Source organism: Cerasibacillus terrae (assembly GCF_008039555.1).
GTDB lineage: Bacteria > Bacillota > Bacilli > Bacillales > Amphibacillaceae > Cerasibacillus > Cerasibacillus terrae.
Genome location: NZ_VDUW01000010.1, coordinates 1 through 22,377, shown reverse-complemented (window position 1 = coordinate 22,377; position 22,377 = coordinate 1). Strand labels below are relative to the sequence as shown.

Annotated in this window: 21 protein-coding genes and 11 tRNA genes; 27 read left to right on the top strand and 5 right to left on the bottom strand. The window is 34.9% G+C overall.

What is annotated here, in order from left to right; translation table 11 throughout:
• Positions 1 to 96: 96 nt before the first annotated feature.
• The 4 genes from FHP05_RS12480 to FHP05_RS12465 all read left to right on the top strand — a co-directional run bounded on the left by FHP05_RS12480 (position 97) and on the right by FHP05_RS12465 (position 3,555).
• Positions 97 to 801: an ABC transporter ATP-binding protein gene (locus FHP05_RS12480; protein ID WP_230974000.1), complete on the top strand. Its 705-nt coding sequence runs from the start codon at positions 97 to 99 to the stop codon at positions 799 to 801.
• A complete protein-coding gene (locus FHP05_RS12475; RefSeq protein ID WP_147668721.1) occupies positions 798 to 2,207 on the top strand; it encodes a hypothetical protein in 1,410 nt (469 codons plus the stop codon). Before FHP05_RS12480 ends, FHP05_RS12475 begins: the two co-directional genes overlap by 4 nt.
• A gap of 37 nt (positions 2,208 to 2,244) precedes the next feature.
• Positions 2,245 to 2,709: a YppG family protein gene (locus FHP05_RS12470; RefSeq protein ID WP_191126345.1), complete on the top strand. Its 465-nt coding sequence runs from the start codon at positions 2,245 to 2,247 to the stop codon at positions 2,707 to 2,709.
• 105 nt (positions 2,710 to 2,814) lie between these two features.
• Entirely contained in the window at positions 2,815 to 3,555 is a 741-nt protein-coding gene (locus FHP05_RS12465) for an alpha/beta hydrolase (RefSeq protein WP_147668717.1), read from the top strand.
• Between the two features lie 20 nt (positions 3,556 to 3,575).
• Here the strand turns inward: FHP05_RS12465 and FHP05_RS12460 are convergent, their stop codons facing one another.
• Positions 3,576 to 4,430 carry a DegV family protein gene (locus FHP05_RS12460; protein ID WP_147668715.1) on the bottom strand — a complete coding sequence of 285 codons (855 nt, stop codon included), beginning with the start codon at positions 4,428 to 4,430 and terminating at the stop codon, positions 3,576 to 3,578.
• 207 nt (positions 4,431 to 4,637) lie between these two features.
• Positions 4,638 to 5,549, bottom strand: a complete 912-nt coding sequence (locus FHP05_RS12455) for a DMT family transporter (protein WP_147668713.1) — start codon at positions 5,547 to 5,549, stop codon at positions 4,638 to 4,640.
• Between the two features lie 357 nt (positions 5,550 to 5,906).
• Between FHP05_RS12455 and FHP05_RS12450 the strand changes: the two genes are divergently transcribed.
• Entirely contained in the window at positions 5,907 to 7,373 is a 1,467-nt protein-coding gene (locus FHP05_RS12450) for a DEAD/DEAH box helicase (RefSeq protein WP_147668711.1), read from the top strand.
• Positions 7,374 to 7,423: 50 nt separating this feature from the next.
• On the opposite strand, the gene FHP05_RS12445 is transcribed toward FHP05_RS12450, so the two are convergent.
• A complete protein-coding gene (locus FHP05_RS12445) occupies positions 7,424 to 8,215 on the bottom strand; it encodes a rhomboid family intramembrane serine protease (RefSeq protein ID WP_147668709.1) in 792 nt (263 codons plus the stop codon).
• A gap of 235 nt (positions 8,216 to 8,450) precedes the next feature.
• On the opposite strand from FHP05_RS12445, the gene acpS reads away from it, so the two are divergent.
• From acpS to FHP05_RS12395, 10 genes are all read left to right on the top strand, one after another.
• On the top strand, positions 8,451 to 8,804 hold the full coding sequence (acpS, locus tag FHP05_RS12440; protein ID WP_147668708.1) for a holo-ACP synthase: 354 nt from the start codon (positions 8,451 to 8,453) through the stop codon (positions 8,802 to 8,804).
• 305 nt (positions 8,805 to 9,109) lie between these two features.
• Positions 9,110 to 10,135 (top strand): LolA family protein, encoded by a 1,026-nt coding sequence (locus FHP05_RS12435; protein ID WP_147668706.1) that lies wholly within the window; start codon positions 9,110 to 9,112, stop codon positions 10,133 to 10,135.
• A gap of 153 nt (positions 10,136 to 10,288) precedes the next feature.
• The gene (gene alr / locus FHP05_RS12430; protein ID WP_147668704.1) at positions 10,289 to 11,428 is read left to right on the top strand and encodes an alanine racemase; all 1,140 of its coding nucleotides are present in this window, start codon (positions 10,289 to 10,291) and stop codon (positions 11,426 to 11,428) included.
• A 175-nt stretch (positions 11,429 to 11,603) separates the two neighbouring features.
• A complete protein-coding gene (locus FHP05_RS12425; protein ID WP_147668906.1) occupies positions 11,604 to 11,888 on the top strand; it encodes a CopG family ribbon-helix-helix protein in 285 nt (94 codons plus the stop codon).
• Positions 11,889 to 11,892: 4 nt separating this feature from the next.
• A complete protein-coding gene (locus FHP05_RS12420; protein WP_147668702.1) occupies positions 11,893 to 12,261 on the top strand; it encodes a type II toxin-antitoxin system PemK/MazF family toxin in 369 nt (122 codons plus the stop codon).
• A 263-nt stretch (positions 12,262 to 12,524) separates the two neighbouring features.
• Positions 12,525 to 13,526 carry a SpoIIE family protein phosphatase gene (locus FHP05_RS12415; RefSeq protein WP_147668700.1) on the top strand — a complete coding sequence of 334 codons (1,002 nt, stop codon included), beginning with the start codon at positions 12,525 to 12,527 and terminating at the stop codon, positions 13,524 to 13,526.
• A gap of 82 nt (positions 13,527 to 13,608) precedes the next feature.
• Positions 13,609 to 13,953: an STAS domain-containing protein gene (locus tag FHP05_RS12410; RefSeq protein WP_147668698.1), complete on the top strand. Its 345-nt coding sequence runs from the start codon at positions 13,609 to 13,611 to the stop codon at positions 13,951 to 13,953.
• Positions 13,940 to 14,422 (top strand): anti-sigma B factor RsbW, encoded by a 483-nt coding sequence (gene rsbW / locus FHP05_RS12405; RefSeq protein WP_147668696.1) that lies wholly within the window; start codon positions 13,940 to 13,942, stop codon positions 14,420 to 14,422. Before FHP05_RS12410 ends, rsbW begins: the two co-directional genes overlap by 14 nt.
• Positions 14,391 to 15,176 carry an RNA polymerase sigma factor SigB gene (gene sigB, locus FHP05_RS12400; protein WP_147668694.1) on the top strand — a complete coding sequence of 262 codons (786 nt, stop codon included), beginning with the start codon at positions 14,391 to 14,393 and terminating at the stop codon, positions 15,174 to 15,176. Before rsbW ends, sigB begins: the two co-directional genes overlap by 32 nt.
• A 359-nt stretch (positions 15,177 to 15,535) precedes the next feature.
• The gene (locus FHP05_RS12395; protein ID WP_147668693.1) at positions 15,536 to 17,701 is read left to right on the top strand and encodes a Tex family protein; all 2,166 of its coding nucleotides are present in this window, start codon (positions 15,536 to 15,538) and stop codon (positions 17,699 to 17,701) included.
• 328 nt (positions 17,702 to 18,029) lie between these two features.
• On the opposite strand, the gene FHP05_RS15775 is transcribed toward FHP05_RS12395, so the two are convergent.
• A complete protein-coding gene (locus FHP05_RS15775) occupies positions 18,030 to 18,188 on the bottom strand; it encodes a helix-turn-helix domain-containing protein (RefSeq protein WP_147668904.1) in 159 nt (52 codons plus the stop codon).
• 55 nt (positions 18,189 to 18,243) lie between these two features.
• Positions 18,244 to 19,713: a catalase gene (locus FHP05_RS12385; RefSeq protein WP_147668691.1), complete on the bottom strand. Its 1,470-nt coding sequence runs from the start codon at positions 19,711 to 19,713 to the stop codon at positions 18,244 to 18,246.
• A 168-nt stretch (positions 19,714 to 19,881) separates the two neighbouring features.
• On the opposite strand from FHP05_RS12385, the gene FHP05_RS12380 reads away from it, so the two are divergent.
• The 12 genes from FHP05_RS12380 (at position 19,882) to FHP05_RS12325 (ending at position 21,962) form a co-directional block, all read left to right on the top strand.
• A complete protein-coding gene (locus FHP05_RS12380; RefSeq protein WP_147668689.1) occupies positions 19,882 to 20,343 on the top strand; it encodes a SprT family protein in 462 nt (153 codons plus the stop codon).
• A 373-nt stretch (positions 20,344 to 20,716) separates the two neighbouring features.
• Positions 20,717 to 20,791: transfer RNA gene (locus tag FHP05_RS12375), tRNA-Asn, on the top strand.
• A gap of 3 nt (positions 20,792 to 20,794) precedes the next feature.
• Positions 20,795 to 20,885, top strand: a tRNA-Ser gene (locus FHP05_RS12370).
• Positions 20,886 to 20,893: 8 nt separating this feature from the next.
• A tRNA-Glu gene (locus FHP05_RS12365) sits at positions 20,894 to 20,965 on the top strand.
• Between the two features lie 22 nt (positions 20,966 to 20,987).
• Positions 20,988 to 21,064 (top strand) — tRNA-Asp (locus FHP05_RS12360).
• A gap of 6 nt (positions 21,065 to 21,070) precedes the next feature.
• Positions 21,071 to 21,144, top strand: a tRNA-Gln gene (locus FHP05_RS12355).
• A 149-nt stretch (positions 21,145 to 21,293) separates the two neighbouring features.
• Positions 21,294 to 21,366 (top strand) — tRNA-Lys (locus FHP05_RS12350).
• Positions 21,367 to 21,451: 85 nt separating this feature from the next.
• A tRNA-Leu gene (locus tag FHP05_RS12345) sits at positions 21,452 to 21,534 on the top strand.
• Between the two features lie 50 nt (positions 21,535 to 21,584).
• Positions 21,585 to 21,661: transfer RNA gene (locus FHP05_RS12340), tRNA-Arg, on the top strand.
• 13 nt (positions 21,662 to 21,674) lie between these two features.
• Positions 21,675 to 21,751, top strand: a tRNA-Pro gene (locus FHP05_RS12335).
• Positions 21,752 to 21,808: 57 nt separating this feature from the next.
• Positions 21,809 to 21,882, top strand: a tRNA-Gly gene (locus FHP05_RS12330).
• Positions 21,883 to 21,888: 6 nt separating this feature from the next.
• Positions 21,889 to 21,962 (top strand) — tRNA-Ile (locus tag FHP05_RS12325).
• Positions 21,963 to 22,377: the final 415 nt, after the last annotated feature.

Here is a 22,377-nt window from a genome sequence, read left to right as displayed (position 1 = left end):
ATATTAAATACTATTTCAAAAGAAATTGCTAGAATAAAATAAAGTGAAACTATTATGTATATCATTCGTATGGTAGATAGATAATCTTTAAAAAAGGTGATTACTTTGAAAACATTACAAGTACATGACGTTACAACCGTTTTATCCAATAAAAAAATATTAGATGGAATTACATTTGATGTAAATAGTGGAGAAGTAATGGCTTTAGTTGGCCATAATGGTGCAGGAAAATCAACATTAATTAAAACCATCCTCGGAATACTAGAAAAAGCGTCTGGACAACTAACAGTAATGGAAAAATTTGATCAAGATGAAGATTTCCTTAAGTTTAAACAACAAATTTCATATTTGCCAGAGGAACCATTGCTTTTAACAGAGTTCACTGTTATGCAGCATTTCCAATTATATGGAAAAAGTTATCATATCGAAGAGGAAATTTTACATGAGCGGATAGAAAGATATTTAAAAGGGTTTGAACTGACTGATAAGCAGAATGAATATCCAGAAGCATTATCAAAAGGGATGCGGCAAAAAGTTCAAACAATCTGTGCCTTTCTTCCTGATGCACCACTTTTGGTTATTGATGAACCGTTTATGGGTTTAGATATATATGCCATTCAATATTTTGAGGAAATTCTTCGTGAAAAAATAGCAAATGGTACTAGTGTTTTATTAACAACCCATCAATTGGACCGTGTAAAAAATATAGCCCATCATTATATTATGTTACAAGAAGGTAAGATGATTCAAACAGGTACGATTAATGAATTTAAAACTATAAAGAGGCGGCGAGAACAATGAATCATTCACCGTCTACCTGGAAAGCGTATCTATTTTTAAGGGAAAATCGGTCCAAGAAAAAAAGACGTATTTATAAGATGGGTTTCCAAACCGTCATCGATAAAACAACTAGTGCCTACCTAATTGTATTATTTGGTTATGTCTTTTTAAGTTTCTTTATTTTTGGTGATATATTAGCTGCTTATGAAAGCGAGTTTATCTGGATAGAAAGACAAGCACAAGAAAGACTTCCTCTTATTTTAACGATTTTACCAATCCGATATATTACGCAATCATTCCGAAATCCAGGAGTGATTTTTACCAATTCAGAATATCAGTTAAGTATTCTCCCTTATTCACGGAAAAAACTTTGGTTGTTGACTGCTTTGGAAAAAGTATTGAAACGGTTATTAATATGGAGTGTGATTGGATTTTTCGTCATAATCCTTACACCTATTGCAAGTTCGGTTGTTATTTCGTATATTTTACTATTTCTTTTTGTAGAAATATGTATGACCATTCCACAGTGGAAATTATTTCAACAAAAATGGTACATCAAATTAGTATGTCTTATTTTCCTTTTTATCTTGAATGGATATAGTGTATTAATCAACAGCCAACAGTTGATAGGTATCATTGTTTTTACAGGAATCATACTTATCAATATATGGTTGTTACCAGTATTATTTCAACGTATTAAATGGAGCAGAGTAACAGAAGTAAGTGATTTTCATGTGTGGAATATCAAGTGGATTGGTGCTGTTTCGAAAACACGTTTTAAACGGCAGCGGAAATTTAGTATTTTTCAACATCTTTCCTATCGAAAAAAGCCATTTACCTACACAACAAAGAGTATCCATAACCGAATATGGCAAGTTTATTTCGCGAAAAATATGGAATTAATTGTATGGTTAATTGGAGCATTATTATTGATGTTAATTATTTTACCATTTACTCCGAAAAAGATTCTTATGTTTATTGGTATTGCTGTTGCTGTCTTTGTATATGCATCAAGTGTTGCATCATTTTTTATGGATCAATTTAAATCGGATATCGTGGAAGTTCTGCCTTGGGATTTACATGCATATAAACAATCATTTTTTAAATGGGTGGTGATTGGGAGTCTTCCGATTGTCATATGTATCATGACTTACTTTTCTTTTCATTTTACATATTGGACACCCTTACAATTGTTCCTGATTATTATTTCTTTTATGTATATGTATCATGTACAGATGAATCAAAGCATTGCGCTTTTAGCTAAAAAAAGCGTCCTATTTGTTAAGGAAAAGTGGTACAGTGGTTTGGCCTTTTTACTTATCATTGGAAGTGGATTTTACCCTATTTTATCATGTGGTGCTCTGTTTTTTATTTACCCTTTAAAACAACAGATCCATGCACAAGTTTATTTCTTACACATACAATAGAATTATAAGTATTGATAATAAAGGATGTGTTTCATCCATGTATAGAAATGCACATAATCATCCAACCTATAATCAGATACCAAGACAGGGATATCCATCTCGAATGGAAAGTCCATATATACAAGGGGCTTATCCAGCTAATTTACGCCCACCTGTACACCCACCTTTTAATCCGAATGAAGGTATGTACCATCCAATAAGTGAAGCATCTTCCGAGCCACATTACCAAACAATGTCTCCATTCACGCAATTCGCAAAGCCGATGCAACCTTCTTATTGGAATGAGGCACAAATGAACATGCAAGATATTCCACAAGATTATCAACAAGAAGGACAAAACATTCCGGCAAATAGTATTTTAAACTATTTTAATGATGAAAATGGCCAATTTAATTTAGATAAAATGTTGTCAACGGTTGGACAGATGGCGAATGTTTATCATCAGGTTAGTCCAATTGTAAAACAATTTAATGCGTTAGTAAAAAGTCTTACAGTCAAATAAGGTGTTTTGTGTGCTGGAAGGAAAAATAGAGGGAGTGCTTATATATATCTTTAAATGGGTGGTGTTGGTATACTGATAAGGAATAGGAAGTTAGGGGAATGAACGATGATTGGTTGCTTACTGATACACGGATATACAGGTAGTCCACATGAGCTTGAACCATTAACAGGCTATTTACAAAAACGGACGAACTGGGAGATACAAGTACCTATATTACCCGGGCATGGGAACCAGCTCGAATTAGAAGATGTATCTTATGAAGAATGGATGTCGGCAGCGGAAAAGGCATATGTTGAACTACGCAAAAGATGTGATATTGTTTATGTTATTGGCTTTTCAATGGGCGGAATGATTGCTGTCTATTTAGCAGCCAAATATGATGTCACGAAATTAGTGCTTCTAGCAACTGCGGGGAAATATTTGTCTTTTCGTAAACTTTTTGTTCATTTAGGAGAAGTAATTGAAGACGGTATAAAAGGAAACCTTCAAGAAAATGAATACTACTTAAACTATAAAGGAAAATGGGGAGAAGTTCCATTCAAGGCAAACATCGAATTTATGAAATTAGTTCGCCTTACACGGAAGTATTTAAAAAACGTGAAGTCGCCTGTTTTCATTGCACAGGGACAAATGGATGGTCTTGTACCATATCAAACAGCGTATTATTTAGATAAAGAAATTCCCTCTAAACAAAAGGAAATCGTCTTTTTTGAAGAATCGAATCATCTTATTTGCTTAGGAAGTGATAAAGAAACCTTAAATAAGATGGTGTACGATTTTCTCACAGAACCAATGAACATAGAAAGATCATGTTGTGATAGCAAAAATAAAATGTCCCATAATTGATTATGGGACATTTTTATCGTTTATTTATTGAAGAAGGATATAACAAGTGCCCCTTCTCCACCATAAGTAGAAATTAATGGACCAGTTTCAGATAAAATAGCATCTTTAAAGGGATACTTTTCCGTGATCATATCTAGGACCTTTTTTGCTCGGTTCTCATCATTACAATGGGTCATGGTGATAATTTTATCTTCAAATTGTTTGGCATGTATCCCAATTTGTTCAATGAAGCGATTGATGGCCTTTTTATTACCACGCACTTTTTCAATAACATCAATATCTCCACGTTCATCATTGGCCTTCATTAATAATTTAATATTTAATGTTTTGGCAATGGCACCTCTAACCCTGTCTAGTCTTCCACCAAGGATTAAGTTTTCTAATGTTTTTAAGACGAACAATGTTGTTGTTTGTTCCACTCTTTCTTCAAGATGGTTCACGAGTTCTTCATAGGAATAATTTTCTTTTACTTTTTGAAAAGATTCGTGAAGCAGTAAAGCAATACCACAGGAAGCTGTTTTCGTATTAATGACCGTAATTTTACGTTCTGGTTCCTCTTCTAATAGCATGTCTTTTCCAAGTACAGCATGGTCATATGTACTACTAAGTCCTTTTGTTAAACTAAGCATAATAATCGGCTTTGTTGGATCTACCTTTTTATACGCTTCATAAAAATCATGTGGACTTGGTGCAGCAGATTGTGGTAATTCATTTGTTTCTTTTATTTTTTGAAAGAAAGTGGTCATATCTATATTGCCTGTTTTATATTCTCCATCTTTAAAATGTAGGTAGAGGGGAACAATAATAATATCCATTATCTCATGAAAATGTTCTGGAATATCTGCTCCACCATCTGTCATAAATTGGATGTTCATTTGCGCTACACACCTACTTCTTTATCAATTAATTATAGTATAACAGGTTATCATCCGAATCGATAACGTTTTGTGGCTTTTGTGTATATTTTTTATCTTCGCGGTGTAACCAATCCGATCTCTTAAGGCGGGATTAGTTACGCCAAGCTTCGAAATAAGTGCGACTAAGGGTCAGGTGAAGTAAAAAACATCTGAACCAAGTCTTCTTTATGTATTCGTCTTTTTGGATATGGTTACTTTACGTTTTTTAGTTGTACTTAAAATAAATAAAAATAAACCAAAAACAACGATTGTTCCACCAAGCCACTGTGCCCAGGTAATTCTTTCATGTAGTATAAAATAGGCTAAAATCGATGCCCCTACAGGTTCAAAAACGATTCCCATAGATACAGTTGCTGTACTTAGCCATTTTAATGCCCAATTAAATAATGTGTGTCCGAAAAATGTAGGTACAATCGCTAAAGCAAGAAAAATAGCCCAATGACTAGTTGGATAACCAGTAAAGGAATGTTGTAGTAGGATATTGTAAATAATTAATGTAATTGTACTTACTCCATATACGATAAAAGTATATGTCATTAAAGATAGACGTTTACGAACATGTTGTCCAAGTAGAAAGTACGCAGTCATCATCATTGCGCCCAGAATAGCGAGAATATCTCCAAATAAAGCGACACCACTTATTTGGAAATCTCCCCAACTTATAATAATACTTCCGAAAAGGGCAATAATCATACTAATAACAGTCCCGGAAGTGAACCGTTCTTTAAAGAAAAGAAAGGTACCTAAAAATGCAAAGATGGGTTGTAATGTCACAAGTACAACAGAACTCGTAACAGATGTGTAATTTAATGACTCAAACCATAAAATAAAATGAAATGCTAAAAAAATTCCAGCAAAAATAGAAAGAATCCATTCTTTTTTTTCGACGCGTTGTAATTCATCACGGTATTTTAATAGTACGACTGGTGTCATAAGAAGTACCGCAAACAACAAACGATAATTAGCAATAATTGCTGCTGGAGCCTGATCTGCCAACTTTACAAGCACTGCTGAAGTTGATACAGAAATGACACCTATCGTGACTGCAATATATGGATTGAATGGAGGAAGTCTCATGTTTACACTCCCTTTAAAGTCATTTCTTTAACATATAATTGGCAATATTTCTACCAGTCATACATTTTGGGGCAAAAGAAAAGTTCTAATCTATATTACCATGCCATAATTCCTATGACAAAAGCAACTAGTAGATATCAAAGTTATGAGTGTGTTATTATGAATGAAAGTATTAAACCACTTTTAATTGTTAGGAGCTTTTGTGTTAGAAATAGTAGATACGTTTAATGAGTGAAGTGGAAATAGAATGGCAGCATTTCATAATGCCACGAAGATAAAATTTTTTACAAACATCGAGCATTTCTAATATATGGCAAACAACGAGAAATTTTATTTATCATAAAGGAGAATAAGAACGTGACAAAATTTAATGAACTGGGTATATCAACACCCATCTTAAAAGCGCTTGAAAGAGTGGGTTTTGAAGAAGCAACCCCAATTCAAGCAGAAACCATTCCATCAGCAATGGAAGGTAATGATGTTATTGGACAAGCTCAAACAGGTACAGGAAAAACAGCGGCTTTTGGGATTCCAATGATTGAAAAAATGAACACGAAGGACAAATCGATTCAAGGGTTAGTTATCGCTCCGACAAGAGAGTTAGCTATTCAAGTAGCAGAAGAATTGAACCGTTTAGGTAAAATCAAAGGTGTACGAGTGCTACCAATCTTTGGTGGGCAACATATGGGGCGTCAAATTCGCGCATTGAAAAACAGACCACAGATTGTTGTTGCAACACCTGGTAGATTATTGGATCATATCAGAAGAAGAACGATTCGGACACAAGATGTACAAGTGGCTGTTCTGGATGAAGCGGATGAAATGTTGAATATGGGCTTTATTGATGATATTCGCGACATATTAAAAAGTATCCCAGAAGAACGCCAAACTTTATTATTTTCAGCTACCATGCCTAAAGAAATTCGTGATATTGCAACAAATATGATGAAACAACCAAAAGAAGTAAAAATTAAGGCAAAAGAATTAACAGTTGAAAATATTGATCAATATTTTATTGAAATACCAGAACGTCATAAATTCGATACATTAACAAATCATCTAGATATCCATGACCCAGACTTAGCAATTGTCTTTAGTCGTACTAAAAAGCGTGTAGATGAAATTGCGGAAGGCCTGCAAGCAAGAGGATTTCGCTCAGAAGGGATTCATGGTGATTTAACCCAAGGTAAACGTATGTCTGTTTTAAATAAATTCAAGAATGGACGGATTGATGTATTGGTTGCAACAGATGTTGCAGCACGTGGATTAGACATCTCAGGAGTAACACATGTTTATAATTTTGATATCCCGCAAGATCCAGAGAGTTACGTCCATCGAATCGGAAGAACAGGAAGGGCAGGACGAACAGGAGAAGCTATATCTTTTATTACTCCAAGAGAAACAGCTCACTTAAAACTAATTGAACAATTAACAAAAAGTAAAATGAAGCGAATGGCACCACCGACACAACAAGAAGCAGTCCGTGGCAAACAGCAAGCTACTGCCGAAAAAATTGTCCAACATATTCAAAAAGATGATTTAACATCTTATCGGGAAACAGCTGTTGAATTATTAGAAGAACATGATTCCGTGACAGTGATTGCAGCGTCTTTAAAAATGCTGACAAAAGAACGGAATTCTGTACCTGTTCGTATCTCTTCTATTGCACCAGTTAGTGTGAAGAAAGCAGAAAATATGCATGATAAAAAAAGGAGAAACAATAAACGCTTTTATGGAAAAGGAAGAGGAAAAGGTAAAGGCCGTTATAAAGGGACTCGCAATCGTAAAGACAATTTTAAAAAGCGTCGGAATAGAGGAAAATAACAGGGTATAAAAAATACGCAGAGAATTACTCCTTTGCGTATTTTTTCATGCTATAAAATCCCTAACCTACCGAGTAAACCGAATAGCAGGAGAATTCCTAGGAAAACCCATGGGAGGCTTTTCTTTAATTTTTTCGGGATAATTCTTTTTTTGTTCCAGCGATTTGGATCAAACTTTATTTCGTTATTAGATTTATTAGTTGTAAACACATGTGCTTTTTTATTCCTCCAAGGAGAAAAGGGGAGAACATTTCTTAAAAATAATGGTGCTATTGCAAAACCACCAATAAATCCAAATACATGTGCTTTCGCATTAATGCCAGGACGTAAAAATGTCATCACAAGCCCAATAATAAAGATGACAACAATAATTTGCATACTTTGTGGGTCGATTAAATTCTTACGGAACAAAACCATGAAAATATATATACCAAATAAACCATATATAGCTCCAGAAGCACCTAAATGGGCATATTGATAATTGATTGGGTCTAAGGCATATGTTGCGAAATTACCGATAAAACCAGCAATAAGAAATGCCACAGTAAATTTCACCCTTCCGAGCATCTGTTCTAGTGCTGGGCCAAATAATACAAGAGAGAAGGAATTGAATATAGCATGCATGAAATCTCCATGTAAAAACATCGCTGTAAATAAACGCCAATACTCTCCATCATGAATGAGGCCATTTACCGCAATCCCCCAAAAATAAATATCTTGCCCAATCGGAAGTTGCATGAAATCAATCACAAACCATAATGCAAGATAGATGATTACCAATGCAGAAACAACTGGATAAAACTGAATGAATTCCTTTACACTACGTTCATTTCTTAAGAACATAAAAAGTCCCCTTTCTTATATTTACTCCCGGTGTTAAAGTGGAAAAAAACATCATTGAAACCAATATTTCTTTATAGGATGCCCAAATCTGACTTGTGGTAGCACTAGTTAGAAAGTATACGAAGCCATCTTTATAATATATATGAATTACCGTATGATTAGATTTAATATGCTGGATTGATTATAGTATGAAAAATAGGATAATACAAAAGATTTATAAGGGAAGGGTTTATTTATGATTAAAGGGATAGGTATTGATGTAATGGAATTAAATCGAATAAAAAAGCATATACATCATCAACGTTTTATTCAGCGAATTCTTACGAAAAAAGAGCAGAAAATTTTTTCGCAGTTGAAGAATGATACACGAAAAAATGAATTTTTAGCAGGAAGATTTTCTGCTAAAGAAGCCTTTTCCAAAGCAGCAGGTACTGGAATAGGTAAATTGCGGTTTAAAGATATAGAAATTTTACCAGATGAATTAGGGGCTCCGAAAATACACGTTGTTGGTTTTGAATCATACCGTATCTTTCTTTCGATTTCACATAGTAAAGAATACGTTGTTTCTCAAGTAGTGATGGAAGAGTAGAATTAAAATGTTTTTCTTGCTTGTCTGCATAAATGGATAGGTTGTCACATATATTTTTAGCAGGTGGAAGGGAACAAGGTGTTTGCTGTCGCTAACAAATAAATGAATACCTCTAAGTGAAATGGCCATAATCACAATGTATATGAAGCGTAAGATAATCATCTTGTTCGAAGTATGGTTTCTTGCATGCAGGATTGTTCCCTTTATCCTAGTTTACAAGAATACTATATAAACGATGAATCCATTCAAAATAACCTTGGGTGACAAGATTTTGAACGGATTTTGGAGACAAGGGAGATATGTACATGTTAAAAAAACTATCAGTTGTTTTTGCAGTCGTTATTAGTATTGTTTTCTTACTTTCGGCTTGTGGGGGAAAATCTCAAGAATCTGTGATGAAGAAGATGGATAAACAATTGGAGAAAATGGAAGGATATAAAACAAAAGCCGAAATGAAAATGAATACTGGGCAGGAAGAACAAGTATATCAGATTGATGTATGGCATAAGAAGAAAGATTTCTACCGGGTAGCACTTTCAAATGACATGGATGAAAATAAAGACCAAATCATTTTAAAAAATGAGGACGGTGTCTTTGTCTTAACACCTGCATTGGAAAAGAGCTTTAAATTCCAAACAGAATGGCCAGAAAATAGTAGTCAGTCCTATTTATATCAATCACTTGTAAAGGATATTCACGAAGATGATGAGGCAACATTCCAGGTAACAGATAATCATTATATTTTTACTACAAAAACGAATTACCAAAGTAATAATAATTTACCATACCAAGAAATTTACGTAGATAAAAAGAATTATACCCCTGTTCTTGTAAAGGTATTGGATAAGGATAAACAATCGGTTGTAGAAGTTTCATTTGAACAATTCCAGCTTGATCCAGAGTTTAAAGAAAAAGATTTTGTTTTAAAAGAAAATATGAATAAAAGCGTTGCAGATGTCCCGACATCATCAGATACAACAGAAGAAACAGAACATATATTTTCTGTTATGTTTCCTGAATATACTGCTGGTGCAGAATTGATGGAAGAGAAGGAATTAGATTTAGACAATGGAAAACGAATGATTTTAACATATGGTGGGGATAAAAAATTTACTCTTATTCAAGAGCATAAAGAAGTAATTCCATCTGCTTCATCTGTTACAGAAGTTAAAGGGGAAATGATTGATTTAGGACATTCTATTGGAGCTTTAACAGATAATATGATTGAGTGGACAAATAATGGGGCAAATTTTTATTTAGCAAGTGATCAATTAACAAAAGATGAGTTGATTGAAGTAGCTAAATCTGTTGTCCAAAAAAATGTTAAATAAAGAAATCCATGCAAGGCAGGCTCTACATAGGAGGGGTCTGCTTTTATTTCTTCAAATTCCTACTGCAAAAGACATAATGATGATTGACAGCCCCTTTTGAAAGAGAAATAATAGATAAAATAGAGATATTTATAGGAAGAGGGGTAGCCCGAAATGATCACATCTAAATTCCGTAATACATGGATTGAAATAGATTTGGATACAATTGGTTATAATATAAAACAAATAAGAACAAAACTACATGAAAAGACAAACATTATCGCAGTTGTAAAGGCGAATGCTTATGGTCATGGGAGTATTCAAGTAGCTAAAAAAGCGCTTCAATCAGGAGCAAGTGCCTTAGCTGTTGCTATGTTAGAAGAAGCACTTGTATTACGTAAAGCAGAGATTTCTGCTCCGATTTTAGTATTAGGATGGGTTCAACCAGAATATGCAAAAATCGCAGCAGAGCAAGATATTACGTTAACCTTTTTCCAAAAAGAATGGTTAGAACAAGTTAACTTTAAATCTCTTATGAAACCATTAAAACTTCATATGAAATGGGATACAGGAATGGGCAGAATAGGTATCCGTACGGAAGAGGAATTAAATGAGGTGATTTTTAAGCTGAGACAAATGGAGAAAATCCATTTAACAGGGATTTACACACATTTTTCTACAGCAGATGAACAAGGCACTGATTTTTTTCTGAAACAAAATGAGCGTTTCAATCAATTACTACAAGCTTTTCAAAAAAAATGGCCTGATTCAGTATCTATTCATACAGGAAACAGTGCTGCTGCTATTCGTTTTCCGGAAAAGATGCATCATTATATCCGCTTTGGAATATCATTATATGGTCAGTATCCGTCTAAATGGATGAAATCGATGCAGTTCATTTCATTGAAACAGGCATTCTCGCTTCATAGTACACTTGTTCATGTGAAGAAAGTGAAAGCTGGAGAAACAATTGGCTATGGAAATACGTATATGTTAAAACAAGATGGCTGGGTAGGAACGGTTCCGATTGGATACGGAGATGGATGGAATCGTAAATTACAAGGTTTTCCTGTTCTTATAGAAGGTAAGCGAATGCCCATTATTGGTCGTATTTGCATGGACCAGATGATGGTATTGTTGGATCAAGCATATCCACTTGAAACAAAAGTTACATTGATTGGAAGTCAATATAAACAAATGATAGGCACAGAGGAAGTGGCAGAGTACCTAGATACTATTCCATATGAAGTGACATGCATGATTAATGAACGAATTCCTCGTTTTTATAGAAGTGTAACTGGCTGTAAGAATTGAAATTTCATTTTATGTAGAAAAAGGTAAAAAGATGTAGCATTATTCCTTTTTTTAGGGTAGACTAGACAATATATATGACAATGTATACAAATTTGCTTTGCAATTCATTCTTTGTAATGATATTATTGAAATGATTTTATAATGGTCGTTCAAATGTCGGTGGAGGTGCATGGTTTTGTCAGAAGGCTTGCAAGAAGTTTTGGTGAAAATGCCGAAAAACCTACTAAATGAGGTGGATGGAGTTATGCAAAATGAAAACAGAGATCTCAATGATTTCATCTGTAAGGCGACAAGAAACTATTTGGAAGCAAAAAAACAGGAGCATTTTCATAATTTTTATGAATCCATGCAAAAAGGTTATATAGAAATGGCAAGGATTAACCTTAAAATTGCTTCAGAAGCTTTTCAGGCTGAAGAGGAGGCAGAAGTCACCCTAGAACGAACAGTGATTGGGGTGTAGTAATTTGGGTGTAAAACGTGGTGAGGTTTATTTCGCTGACCTATCTCCAGTAGTTGGATCAGAACAGGGAGGAGTTCGCCCGGTCCTGATCCTACAAAATGATATCGGCAATCGATTTAGTCCAACAGTTATTGTTGCAGCAATCACTGCGCAAATTCAAAAGGCTAAATTACCTACACATGTTGAAATAGATGCGAAAAAGTATGGATTTGATCGTAATTCTGTTATATTATTAGAACAAATCCGGACATTGGATAAACAACGTCTAACAGATCGGATCACAAAGTTAGATGGCAAAATGATGAAGAAAATTAATCATGCCTTGGAAATTAGTCTCGGATTAAAAGATATGTATGAGAGTCATGGTAATTAAATATAAAATTCTTCTTCCCCCTTGGTTATTGGCTACGGGGTTTTTTTTGTATGGAAAATTTCAATGTCGGGCTTGTTTTCTTATATATATATCTTTATAATAGGTATAATTATTAGAATTATTCATAAATTATCCACAGTTAATAAAATATGTCACATGCATGATTTAAACGGCTTACTCCCTTAAAGTCAGAAATAAAAACAGTTCAATGAAGAACGAAAACGTAATTAAAAAGAGAAATTAGAGTAGAGGGAGAGAATCTTATGAATATAAAAGAACGTAAGAAGTATTTTTATAAAAATCTTTTAAAACAATATGCCCAAACACGTGACGAAAAAGTCTTAGGTCATGCGAAAAAACTGACAAAATTCCTTATTGAAAACTGTGCACAGCCAGAGGAAATCGTTCGTACACATATTAAAGCTTTGGAAGAGTTATATCCAGAGTTTTATAAGGAAGCAGAACCATTACTAAACTTCTTATTAGAAACAATGGTATATTATGGACTTTCTATAGAAAAATATAAAACATTACAAAAAAAGCAACTGGAAATTGACAATGAAATTGCATTAGCATCTAATGTACAACAATCACTATTAGCGACAACTATTCCTACAACTTCATATTTAGATATAGGTGTGATTAGTGTCCCTGCAAATCAAATGAATGGAGATTATTACCATTTTATAACAGGAGAAGATGATACAATTGGAGTAGCGTTAGCAGATGTAATCGGTAAAGGTATCCCAGCTGCATTATGTATGTCTATGATTAGGTATGCAATGGATAGCTTCCCGGAAAATATTATAAGCCCTCCTGAAATTCTTCGCAGATTGAATCACGTTGTAGAACGTAATGTTGATTCAAATATGTTCATTTCTATGTTCTATGCAAGATATAGTATTGTAAATCAAACTCTTGTTTATTCTTCGGCAGGGCATGAACCAGGTCTTTACTACCGTGCTGAAACAAATACATTTCATAGTATAAAAACAAAAGGACTTCTTCTTGGCGTATTACCATCTGTCGAGTATCCACAATATGAACAACATTTAAATAAAGACGATATGATTATTTTATTAACAGATGGAGTGACAGAATGTCGGAAAGAGCATCAATTTAAAAAGCGAAAGGAACTTTTAAAAGTTATTAAAAGGTCTATGCATTTAAGTGCTCAACAAATAGTGGAAAAAGTCTATTGTCATTTTGAGCAAAGATTTGATCAACAGGATGATTTTACGCTAATTGTTATGCGAAAAAAATAAACAGAAATGATTGTGGCATGTTTGACTTGGAAATACTTGGGGATTTTCAATATATATTTAATCGTATAAAGGAGGAATTTCATTGAATTTATCTATTGATATTCAAGAAAGAGAACATCACTCCATTATATTTGTACAAGGTGAAGTAGATGTGTATACTGCTGAACAATTAAAAAAGTCGCTCATACCACTAACGGAGGAAACGGAAAATCTTGTGGAAGTAAATTTGGATGGGGTGCGCTATATGGATAGCACAGGACTGGGAATTTTAATCGGTGCATGGAAGTCAGCAAAGAAACATCACAGTCATTTAAAATTAGTTCAATTAAATAATCGTTTAATGCGCTTATTTAAAGTAACAGGCTTGGATCAAATGATGGATATCCACCCCATCAAACAAGGCGGGAACCAGTATGAAAACGTTTGATTTTATACAAATGCGATTCCCAGCAAAGGCGGAATATGTTGGTATTATACGTTTAAGCATTTCAGGAATTGCGAGTCGTATGGGATTTAATTATGAAGAGATAGAAGATTTAAAGATAGCTATATCAGAGGCTGTTACAAACACGGTAACACATGCATATAAAGAGGATGAAATAGGAGAGGTTTCGATTGGTTTTGGTGTCTACAGTGATCGATTAGAAATCATGGTCTCTGACCGTGGCGAAAGCTTTAACTTTGAAGAAATAAAGGAAGAAATTGGACCATATCATCCGAGGGAGTCACCTATTGAAAATTTACGTGAAGGAGGTTTGGGGCTGTTTTTAATTGATGCATTGATGGATAAAGTGGAAATTAATAATGATTATGGTGTTATCGTATTAATGACAAAATACATACATGAAGCAGAGGTGGACTCTGATGACAATGAAATCTCAACCACCCAGCAATGATTTCATTTATCAATGGATAGAAAAAGTACAAACAGACCCAGAAGATAAAGAAACACGAAAAAGAATTGTATTACATTATAAAAGGCTTGTTGAATCACTTGCTAGGAAGTACTCAAAAAATCAGATGATTCATGAAGACCTCGTTCAGGTTGGTATGGTCGGGTTATTAGCTGCAGTGAATCGGTTTGATGCTTCGTTTGGTAATTCTTTTGAATCATATGCAATCCCAACCATAATTGGTGAAATTAAACGATTCATTCGTGACAAAACATGGAGTGTACATGTACCGAGGAGAATTAAAGAATTAGGACCAAGAATAAAAAGAGCGATCGATGAATTAACAAATCAATATCAACAGTCACCAACGATACAACAAATCGCCATATATTTAGAAGTATCTGAAGAAGAAGTGTTAGAAACAATGGAAATGGGAAGGAGTTACCATGCTCTTTCTGTAGACCGACAACGTGATGCGAATTCTGATGGAAGTACAGTTTCCCTATTAGATATTCTTGGAGAAGGCGAGTCAGGATTTGAAGAAATTCATTTGAAAATGCTAATTGATAAGCTTTTAACTTCCCTTACAGATCGGGAACAAAAGATTTTACATTATACTTATTTTGATAGTTTAAGTCAAAATGAAACAGGGGAAATTTTAGGCATATCACAAATGCATGTGTCCCGTTTACAACGTCGCGCATTAAGAAAAATGCGTGCAGCATTGCAGGGGACGGAGACAAGAATATTTGATTAAAAATGTTTTATGTAAAAATACAACTACCATTAGGTGGACTTGCCAATGGTAGTTTTTTTATTTATCGCAGAATAACTGACTGTAAGACCCTACTTCAGGATTCGAGATATTCAAGAATTATAAGCTAGGTCGAACAGCATGTCAAATGCCCAATCCATTCAAGGGCCTTCATTGTCATTCCTGCAGTGATAATAATCAGTGGAATGAAGAAAAACTACTAATTGAGGTTTCACTTGTAGGAAAAAATCACTGATTATCCGTATGAAAGTTAGTGTATGAATGATAATAAACGAATATGACATAGTGAAATATCATCTATTCTCTGATAAAATTGATTGATAAGTGAAGGAGGAGAACATATGGCTAATCATATAGAAGCAGAACTAAGTCAGTGGGTTGCTAATGATGTAAAAATAAGCACACAGATTGTCAACAAGGTAGTTGCTTTATTAAATGAAGGTAACACTGTGCCATTTATTGCACGTTATCGAAAAGAAATAACTGGTGGACTTGATGAAATACAAATAAAGTTGATTCAGGATAAATGGGAATACGCTGAAAACCTTAAGAATAGAAAAGAAGAAGTCATTCGTTTAATTGAGGAGCAAGGGAAGTTAACAGAGGAACTTGAAAAGGAAATACAATCCGCTACCAAACTGCAACGTGTTGAAGATCTTTATCGACCATATAAACAAAAACGAAGAACGAGAGCAACCATTGCCAAAGAAAAAGGCCTAGAACCTTTAGCGGAAAAAATTTGGAAACAAGAATCGCCTGTCTTAAGTGAAGAGGTACCGACATATTTTTCGGAAGAACATGAATTACATACGAAAGAAGATGTACTAGCAGGAGTAAATGATATTTTAGCTGAGTGGATTTCTGATGATCCGAAATATCGTGAGTTTATACGAAAAGAAACATATATGAAAGGCCTTATTCAATCAGAAGGAAAAAATGTTGAAAAAGACGAAAAGAAAGTATATGAAATGTACTATGAATACAATGAAAATGTCCGTTCTATCGTATCTCACCGAATTTTAGCGTTAAATCGTGGTGAGAAAGAAGAAATATTAAAAGTTTCTATTGAAGCCCCGGTGGAACGCATATATGAATACTTACAAAAGGACCTTATATCGAAAACAGTGAATGAAGATAGTGAAAATCTATTCCTCGCGGCCGTAGAAGATAGTTATAAACGATTGATTCAACCATCTATAGAACGCGAAATTAGGAACGAATTAACAGAGAAAGCGGAGAACCAAGCAATTGCGGTTTTCTCAACTAATTTAAAAAATCTTTTACTTCAACCTCCACTAAAAGGAAAAACTGTTCTTGGTGTTGATCCAGCGTTTCGAACTGGATGTAAGCTAGCGGTCATTGATGAAACTGGTAAGGTACATCAAGTAGGTGTTATGTATCCAACAGCACCAAGGAATGATATAGAGGGTGCTGAAAAAATAATCCTAGATTTACTGAAATATGATATTGAGTTAATTGCAATTGGAAATGGAACGGCCTCTCGTGAGACAGAACAATTTATTGCTAATGTTATAAGAAAAAATAATCTTGATTTACAATATATTATTGTTAACGAAGCGGGTGCAAGTGTATATTCAGCATCAAAGTTAGCTAGAGAGGAATTTCCTGATTTACAGGTAGAAGAAAGAAGTGCGGCCTCCATCGCTCGTCGTGTTCAGGATCCATTAGCTGAACTTGTTAAAATTGATCCGAAATCAATTGGTGTGGGTCAATATCAGCATGATGTCAGTCAAAAAGCTTTAAATGAATCATTGAACTTTGTTGTAGAAACAACGGTTAACCAAGTTGGAGTAAATGTGAATACCGCATCGTCTGCTTTATTGCAACATGTCTCTGGTTTAAATAAAACAGTTGCAAATAATATTGTAAAATATCGTAATGAAAATGGGAAATTCATCAATCGAAAACAATTGAAGAAGATTCCACGTCTTGGAGCTAAAACATATGAGCAAGGGATTGGCTTCCTTCGTATTATTGATGGTAATCATCCATTGGACCGCACACCCATCCACCCGGAAAGTTACCAACAAACAGAAATATTTCTTGACATGCTAGATTGTGACCTTTCTGATATAGGTACAGAAAAGTTACGGACGAAATTAAACACAATAAATAAACACCAAGTTGCAGAACAATTGGAAATCGGTTTACCGACCTTAGAAGACATGATGGCTGCTTTAGGCCGACCTGAGCGTGACCCAAGGGATGACTTTCCAACACCTATTTTAAAAAAGAATGTTTTAACATTAGAAGATTTAAAACAAGGAATGGAAATGCAGGGAACGGTCCGAAATGTAGTTGATTTTGGAGTGTTTGTCGATATAGGAGTAGGACAAGATGGTTTAGTACATATATCGAAAATGACAAACCATTATGTAAAACATCCGATGGACATTGTTTCAGTTGGTGATGTAGTAACTGTATGGGTGGAGAACGTAGAAGTAGAAAAGGGACGAATTTCATTATCAATGATTGGAAATGAATAAGAATTGAAAAATTGTTGCATTTAAAAAAATAACCCCACTAGGTTTGTGAACTGCCCCCTGTGAAGTAGACAGGTAAATAAAGGGTTTCAGTAAAAAAATATTGCTGGAATCCTTTTGTTTTGAAATAATATCTTAGCGGCTAAGTCACTCCAGAAACCTACTTTGCTTTCCACGGACAACGCTTCAACTAACTTACTATGTTTAATTTGGCGAACTTAGTAAGTGGATTTTCAGCTGTTACCTTTCCCGTAGGAGTCTTCGTAGGTTTCTTCCGCTGAGTCGGAAACTTACCTTATATTTGCTTATGCCGGTATACTTAATCCCATTTTTAACGTGACACGATCTGAATCATATCTGGCTTACCACGCCCATCAATAAGTTTAGCCGGACCATGTTCTTTATACCTTTGAACCCATGAATAAATATTATTGTAAGAAACCTTATGTTTTTCATGAACGCATAAAAATACTCCCTTTAAAGTAGTTATATTTTTTGCTGTCTACTTTAAAGGAAGCATATTAATGTCCAAGTGGGGTTGTTTTTTATTCTTTTGTATTCACTTCACTCATAGATATACCAAGTGCTTTTGCGACACCTTCTCCATATGCTGGATCTGCTTGGTAGCAATGGGAGATATGTCTTAATTGAATATGTTTTTCAACATCTTTCATATCTCGAGCTGTATTATCAAATAACTGCTGTTTTTGTTCATTACTCATTAAATTAAATAAACGACCAGGCTGTTCAAAGTAATTATCGTCATCTTCACGGAAGTTCCAACGATCCCCATCACCATGAATTGGAAGAGATGGTTCTTTATATTCTGGTTGTGCATTCCATTCGCCATAACTATTTGGTCCGTAAGATAATTTACTGCCGTGATTACCATCTACACGCATTGCACCATCACGATGAAAACTGTGTACTGGACATTTTGGCTGATTCACAGGGATTTGGTGATGATTGACCCCTAAACGATAACGCTGTGCATCGCCATAAGAAAATAACCTACCCTGTAACATTTTATCCGGTGAAAAGCTAATTCCAGGAACAACATTTGCAGGTGTAAAAGCAGCCTGTTCTACTTCTGCAAAATAGTTTTCTGGATTGCGATTTAATTCAAATTCTCCTACTTCTATTAGAGGAAACTCATCTTTATACCATACTTTTGTTAGATCAAATGGGTTATAAGGCATTTGGTTGGCCTCTTCTTCTGTCATTACTTGAATATACATTTTCCATTTGGGGAAATTTCCCTTTTCGATACTCTCATATAAATCACGTTGATGGCTTTCTCTGTCTTTTCCTATCAATTTTTCCGCTTCATGACTTGTTAAATTTTTGATTCCTTGTTGTGTCTGTAAGTGAAACTTTACCCAGACACGTTCATTCTCTTCATTAATCATACTAAATGTGTGACTACCAAATCCATGCATGTGTCGATAGGACTTAGGAATGCCACGGTCACTCATCACAATTGTTACTTGATGTAATGCTTCTGGTATAGAAGTCCAGAAATCCCAGTTGCTATTATGATTTTTCATATTTGTACGTGGGTCTCGTTTTACGACGTGATTTAAATCTGGAAATAGTAACGGATCTCTGAAAAAGAATACAGGAGTATTATTACCAACTAAATCCCAATTTCCTTCTTCTGTATAAAAACGCATTGCAAATCCACGTATATCTCGCTCGGCATCAGCTGCTCCTTTTTCACCAGCGACTGTTGAGAAACGAACAAACATATCTGTCTTTTTACCAATCTCGGAGAAAATTTTTGCTTTTGTATATTTTGTAATATCATTTGTCACTTTAAAGGTACCATACGCTGCAGAACCATTTGCATGCATACGTCTTTCGGGAATTACTTCTCGATCGAAATGAGCAAGCTTTTCAAGAAACCATACATCTTGTAGTAACATAGGTCCCCTTGGTCCTGCAGTCATGGAATTTTCATAATCAGAAACAGGTGCCCCTGCTGCTGTAGTTAAATTTTTTTTCTTTTCTGTCATATAAACCACCTCATTTATTTTGTCTAATTACTATTATATTGAATATCAGTTAAAAGTCAATACTAAATTATAATAATTATAAATAACAAATCGCCACCATAATCTAGCATTATATTGTTTTATATCTATGGTAGACTATATTGAAAAAGAAATAGGAGGTAGTTTAAAGTGGAATTATTTAATAAAAGGGAATTACAAATTTTTGTTGATAAAATATCAGAGCAGTATTTTGAAAAGCCTTTTGTTGATGAAGTTGTTTTTAATAATCGATTGCGAACAACTGGGGGAAGATACATTCCATCTAAAAGAGTGATTGAATTGAATCCAAAATATTTTCTTGAAATGGAACAAGATGAATTTATAGGCATCATTAAACATGAGTTATGTCATTACCATCTTCATATAGAAGGTAAGGGTTATAAACATGGTGATCAGGAGTTTAAAGATTTATTAAAACGTACTGGTTCACCTAGATATTGTAAAACACTTCCATCACAAAAAAACAGAAGGAGGCATTTATATACATGTCAATCATGTAATATGAACTACTATCGATTAAAAAGAATGAATGTGAAAAAGTATCGATGTGGAAAATGTGGTGGTAAAATAAAATACATCAAACAACTATAGTTAATTAATGCCTTATAAGGTGACATGAAAATACGTGACATATAATATAGGTAAATAAATATATAAAAAAAGTTGACTATTTTTAAATACCATGTTACATTATATAAGCTCACTTTTACGAAATAGCTTTGATAGTTTTGTACAAAAAAAGGTTCTAGAAAAAGTTGAGAAAAACATTGACAAAAATAAAAAAATGTTGTAAGATATTTTTTGTTGTCATAATTACCGATGTTCAATAGTAGAGAGACAAACAAACTATCTACGAATTGACTGCGAGTGCCCTTGAAGTATAAATAACCTTGGAAAATCAGAAGGTGCAGGGGTTATCTTGAAAAATTAAATACTTAAAAAAGAAGAAATCATTATTAAACATTCCACAGTAGCTCAGTGGTAGAGCAATCGGCTGTTAACCGATCGGTCGTAGGTTCGAATCCTACCTGTGGAGCCATACGGAGAAGTACTCAAGAGGCTGAAGAGGCGCCCCTGCTAAGGGCGTAGGTCGCATTAGTGGCGCGAGGGTTCAAATCCCTCCTTCTCCGCCATTTTACATGGCCCGTTGGTCAAGCGGTTAAGACATCGCCCTTTCACGGCGGTATCAGGGGTTCGAGTCCCCTACGGGTCATTTTTTTATTGGAAAATGGTGTGGTCTGGTAGTTCAGTTGGTTAGAATGCCTGCCTGTCACGCAGGAGGTCGCGGGTTCGAGTCCCGTCCAGACCGCCACTAAATTGGGCTATAGCCAAGCGGTAAGGCAACGGGTTTTGGTCCCGTGAGCCTAGGTTCGAATCCTGGTAGCCCAGCCATTTTTCTTTAATTGAAGTTGATGATTTAGAAATCTACCTATTAAATTATCCTATTCTTTTATATAGAATCATAGGTAATCATGAGTGCGTTTAACCGTTTTAATGAAATGGCTATAACACCATGAATGGGTTTATACAATCATTGTGAAGAGCCATTAGCTCAGGCGGTAGAGCATCTGACTTTTAATCAGAGGGCCGGAGGTTCGAGTCCTCCATGGCTCATAAGTTCCATTTAAGAAAAAAATTCGTGTTCCTTGACTTAGTGAAATTGCTTAGTGTTGAATGTAACTATTTAATACTACTTCATGCGGCCGTGGCGGAATGGCAGACGCGCTAGGTTGAGGGCCTAGTGGGGGCAACCCTGTGGAGGTTCAAGTCCTCTCGGCCGCATTTTTTTAAAAAATCTACTTTACTTTTAGTATGATTAGGTGGTCGTTTTAGCGCCCGTAGCTCAATTGGATAGAGCGTTTGACTACGGATCAAAAGGTTAGGGGTTCGACTCCTCTCGGGCGCGCCATTTAAATGAGTTGCGGGAAGTAGCTCAGCTTGGTAGAGCACATGGTTTGGGACCATGGGGCCGCAGGTTCGAATCCTGTCTTCCCGACCATTTGACCAAGAAAAGAAAATGTGATAAAATAAAATATCTAATCTCCCATTTCTTGATGCGGGTGTAGTTTAGTGGTAAAACCTCAGCCTTCCAAGCTGATGTCGAGGGTTCGACTCCCTTCACCCGCTCCATTTTATGGGCCTGTAGCTCAGCTGGTTAGAGCGCACGCCTGATAAGCGTGAGGTCGGTGGTTCGAGTCCACTCAGGCCCACTTTCCTTTGTAAGGAACTCTCTTATTAATAGTTCTGGAAGGATAGATACAATATTCAATGATAATGATTTGGTGTTAAAAAAGAGTTGACAGCGAAAAAAACGGCATGATAATATAAACATCGTTTCAAAAAAATGAGTGATACCGTTTGTTTTATAATGTTGACATTAACAACCAGATGTGTTATGATTAATGAGTTATTTTTTAAACACCTCAAATGAAAACCGAAAAAACATATTGACATTTCATTTTGAAGATGTTACACTAGAAGAGTTGCTTCAAAAGCAACGAGTTAAAAATTGCTCTTTGAAAACTGAACAGAACGACCAGTATGTCAAGAAAAACGTACCTCGTTTTTCATTTAAATTGCTAAGATAAACTTATCTAATAAGTGCTTACTTATTAGAGTTCATAA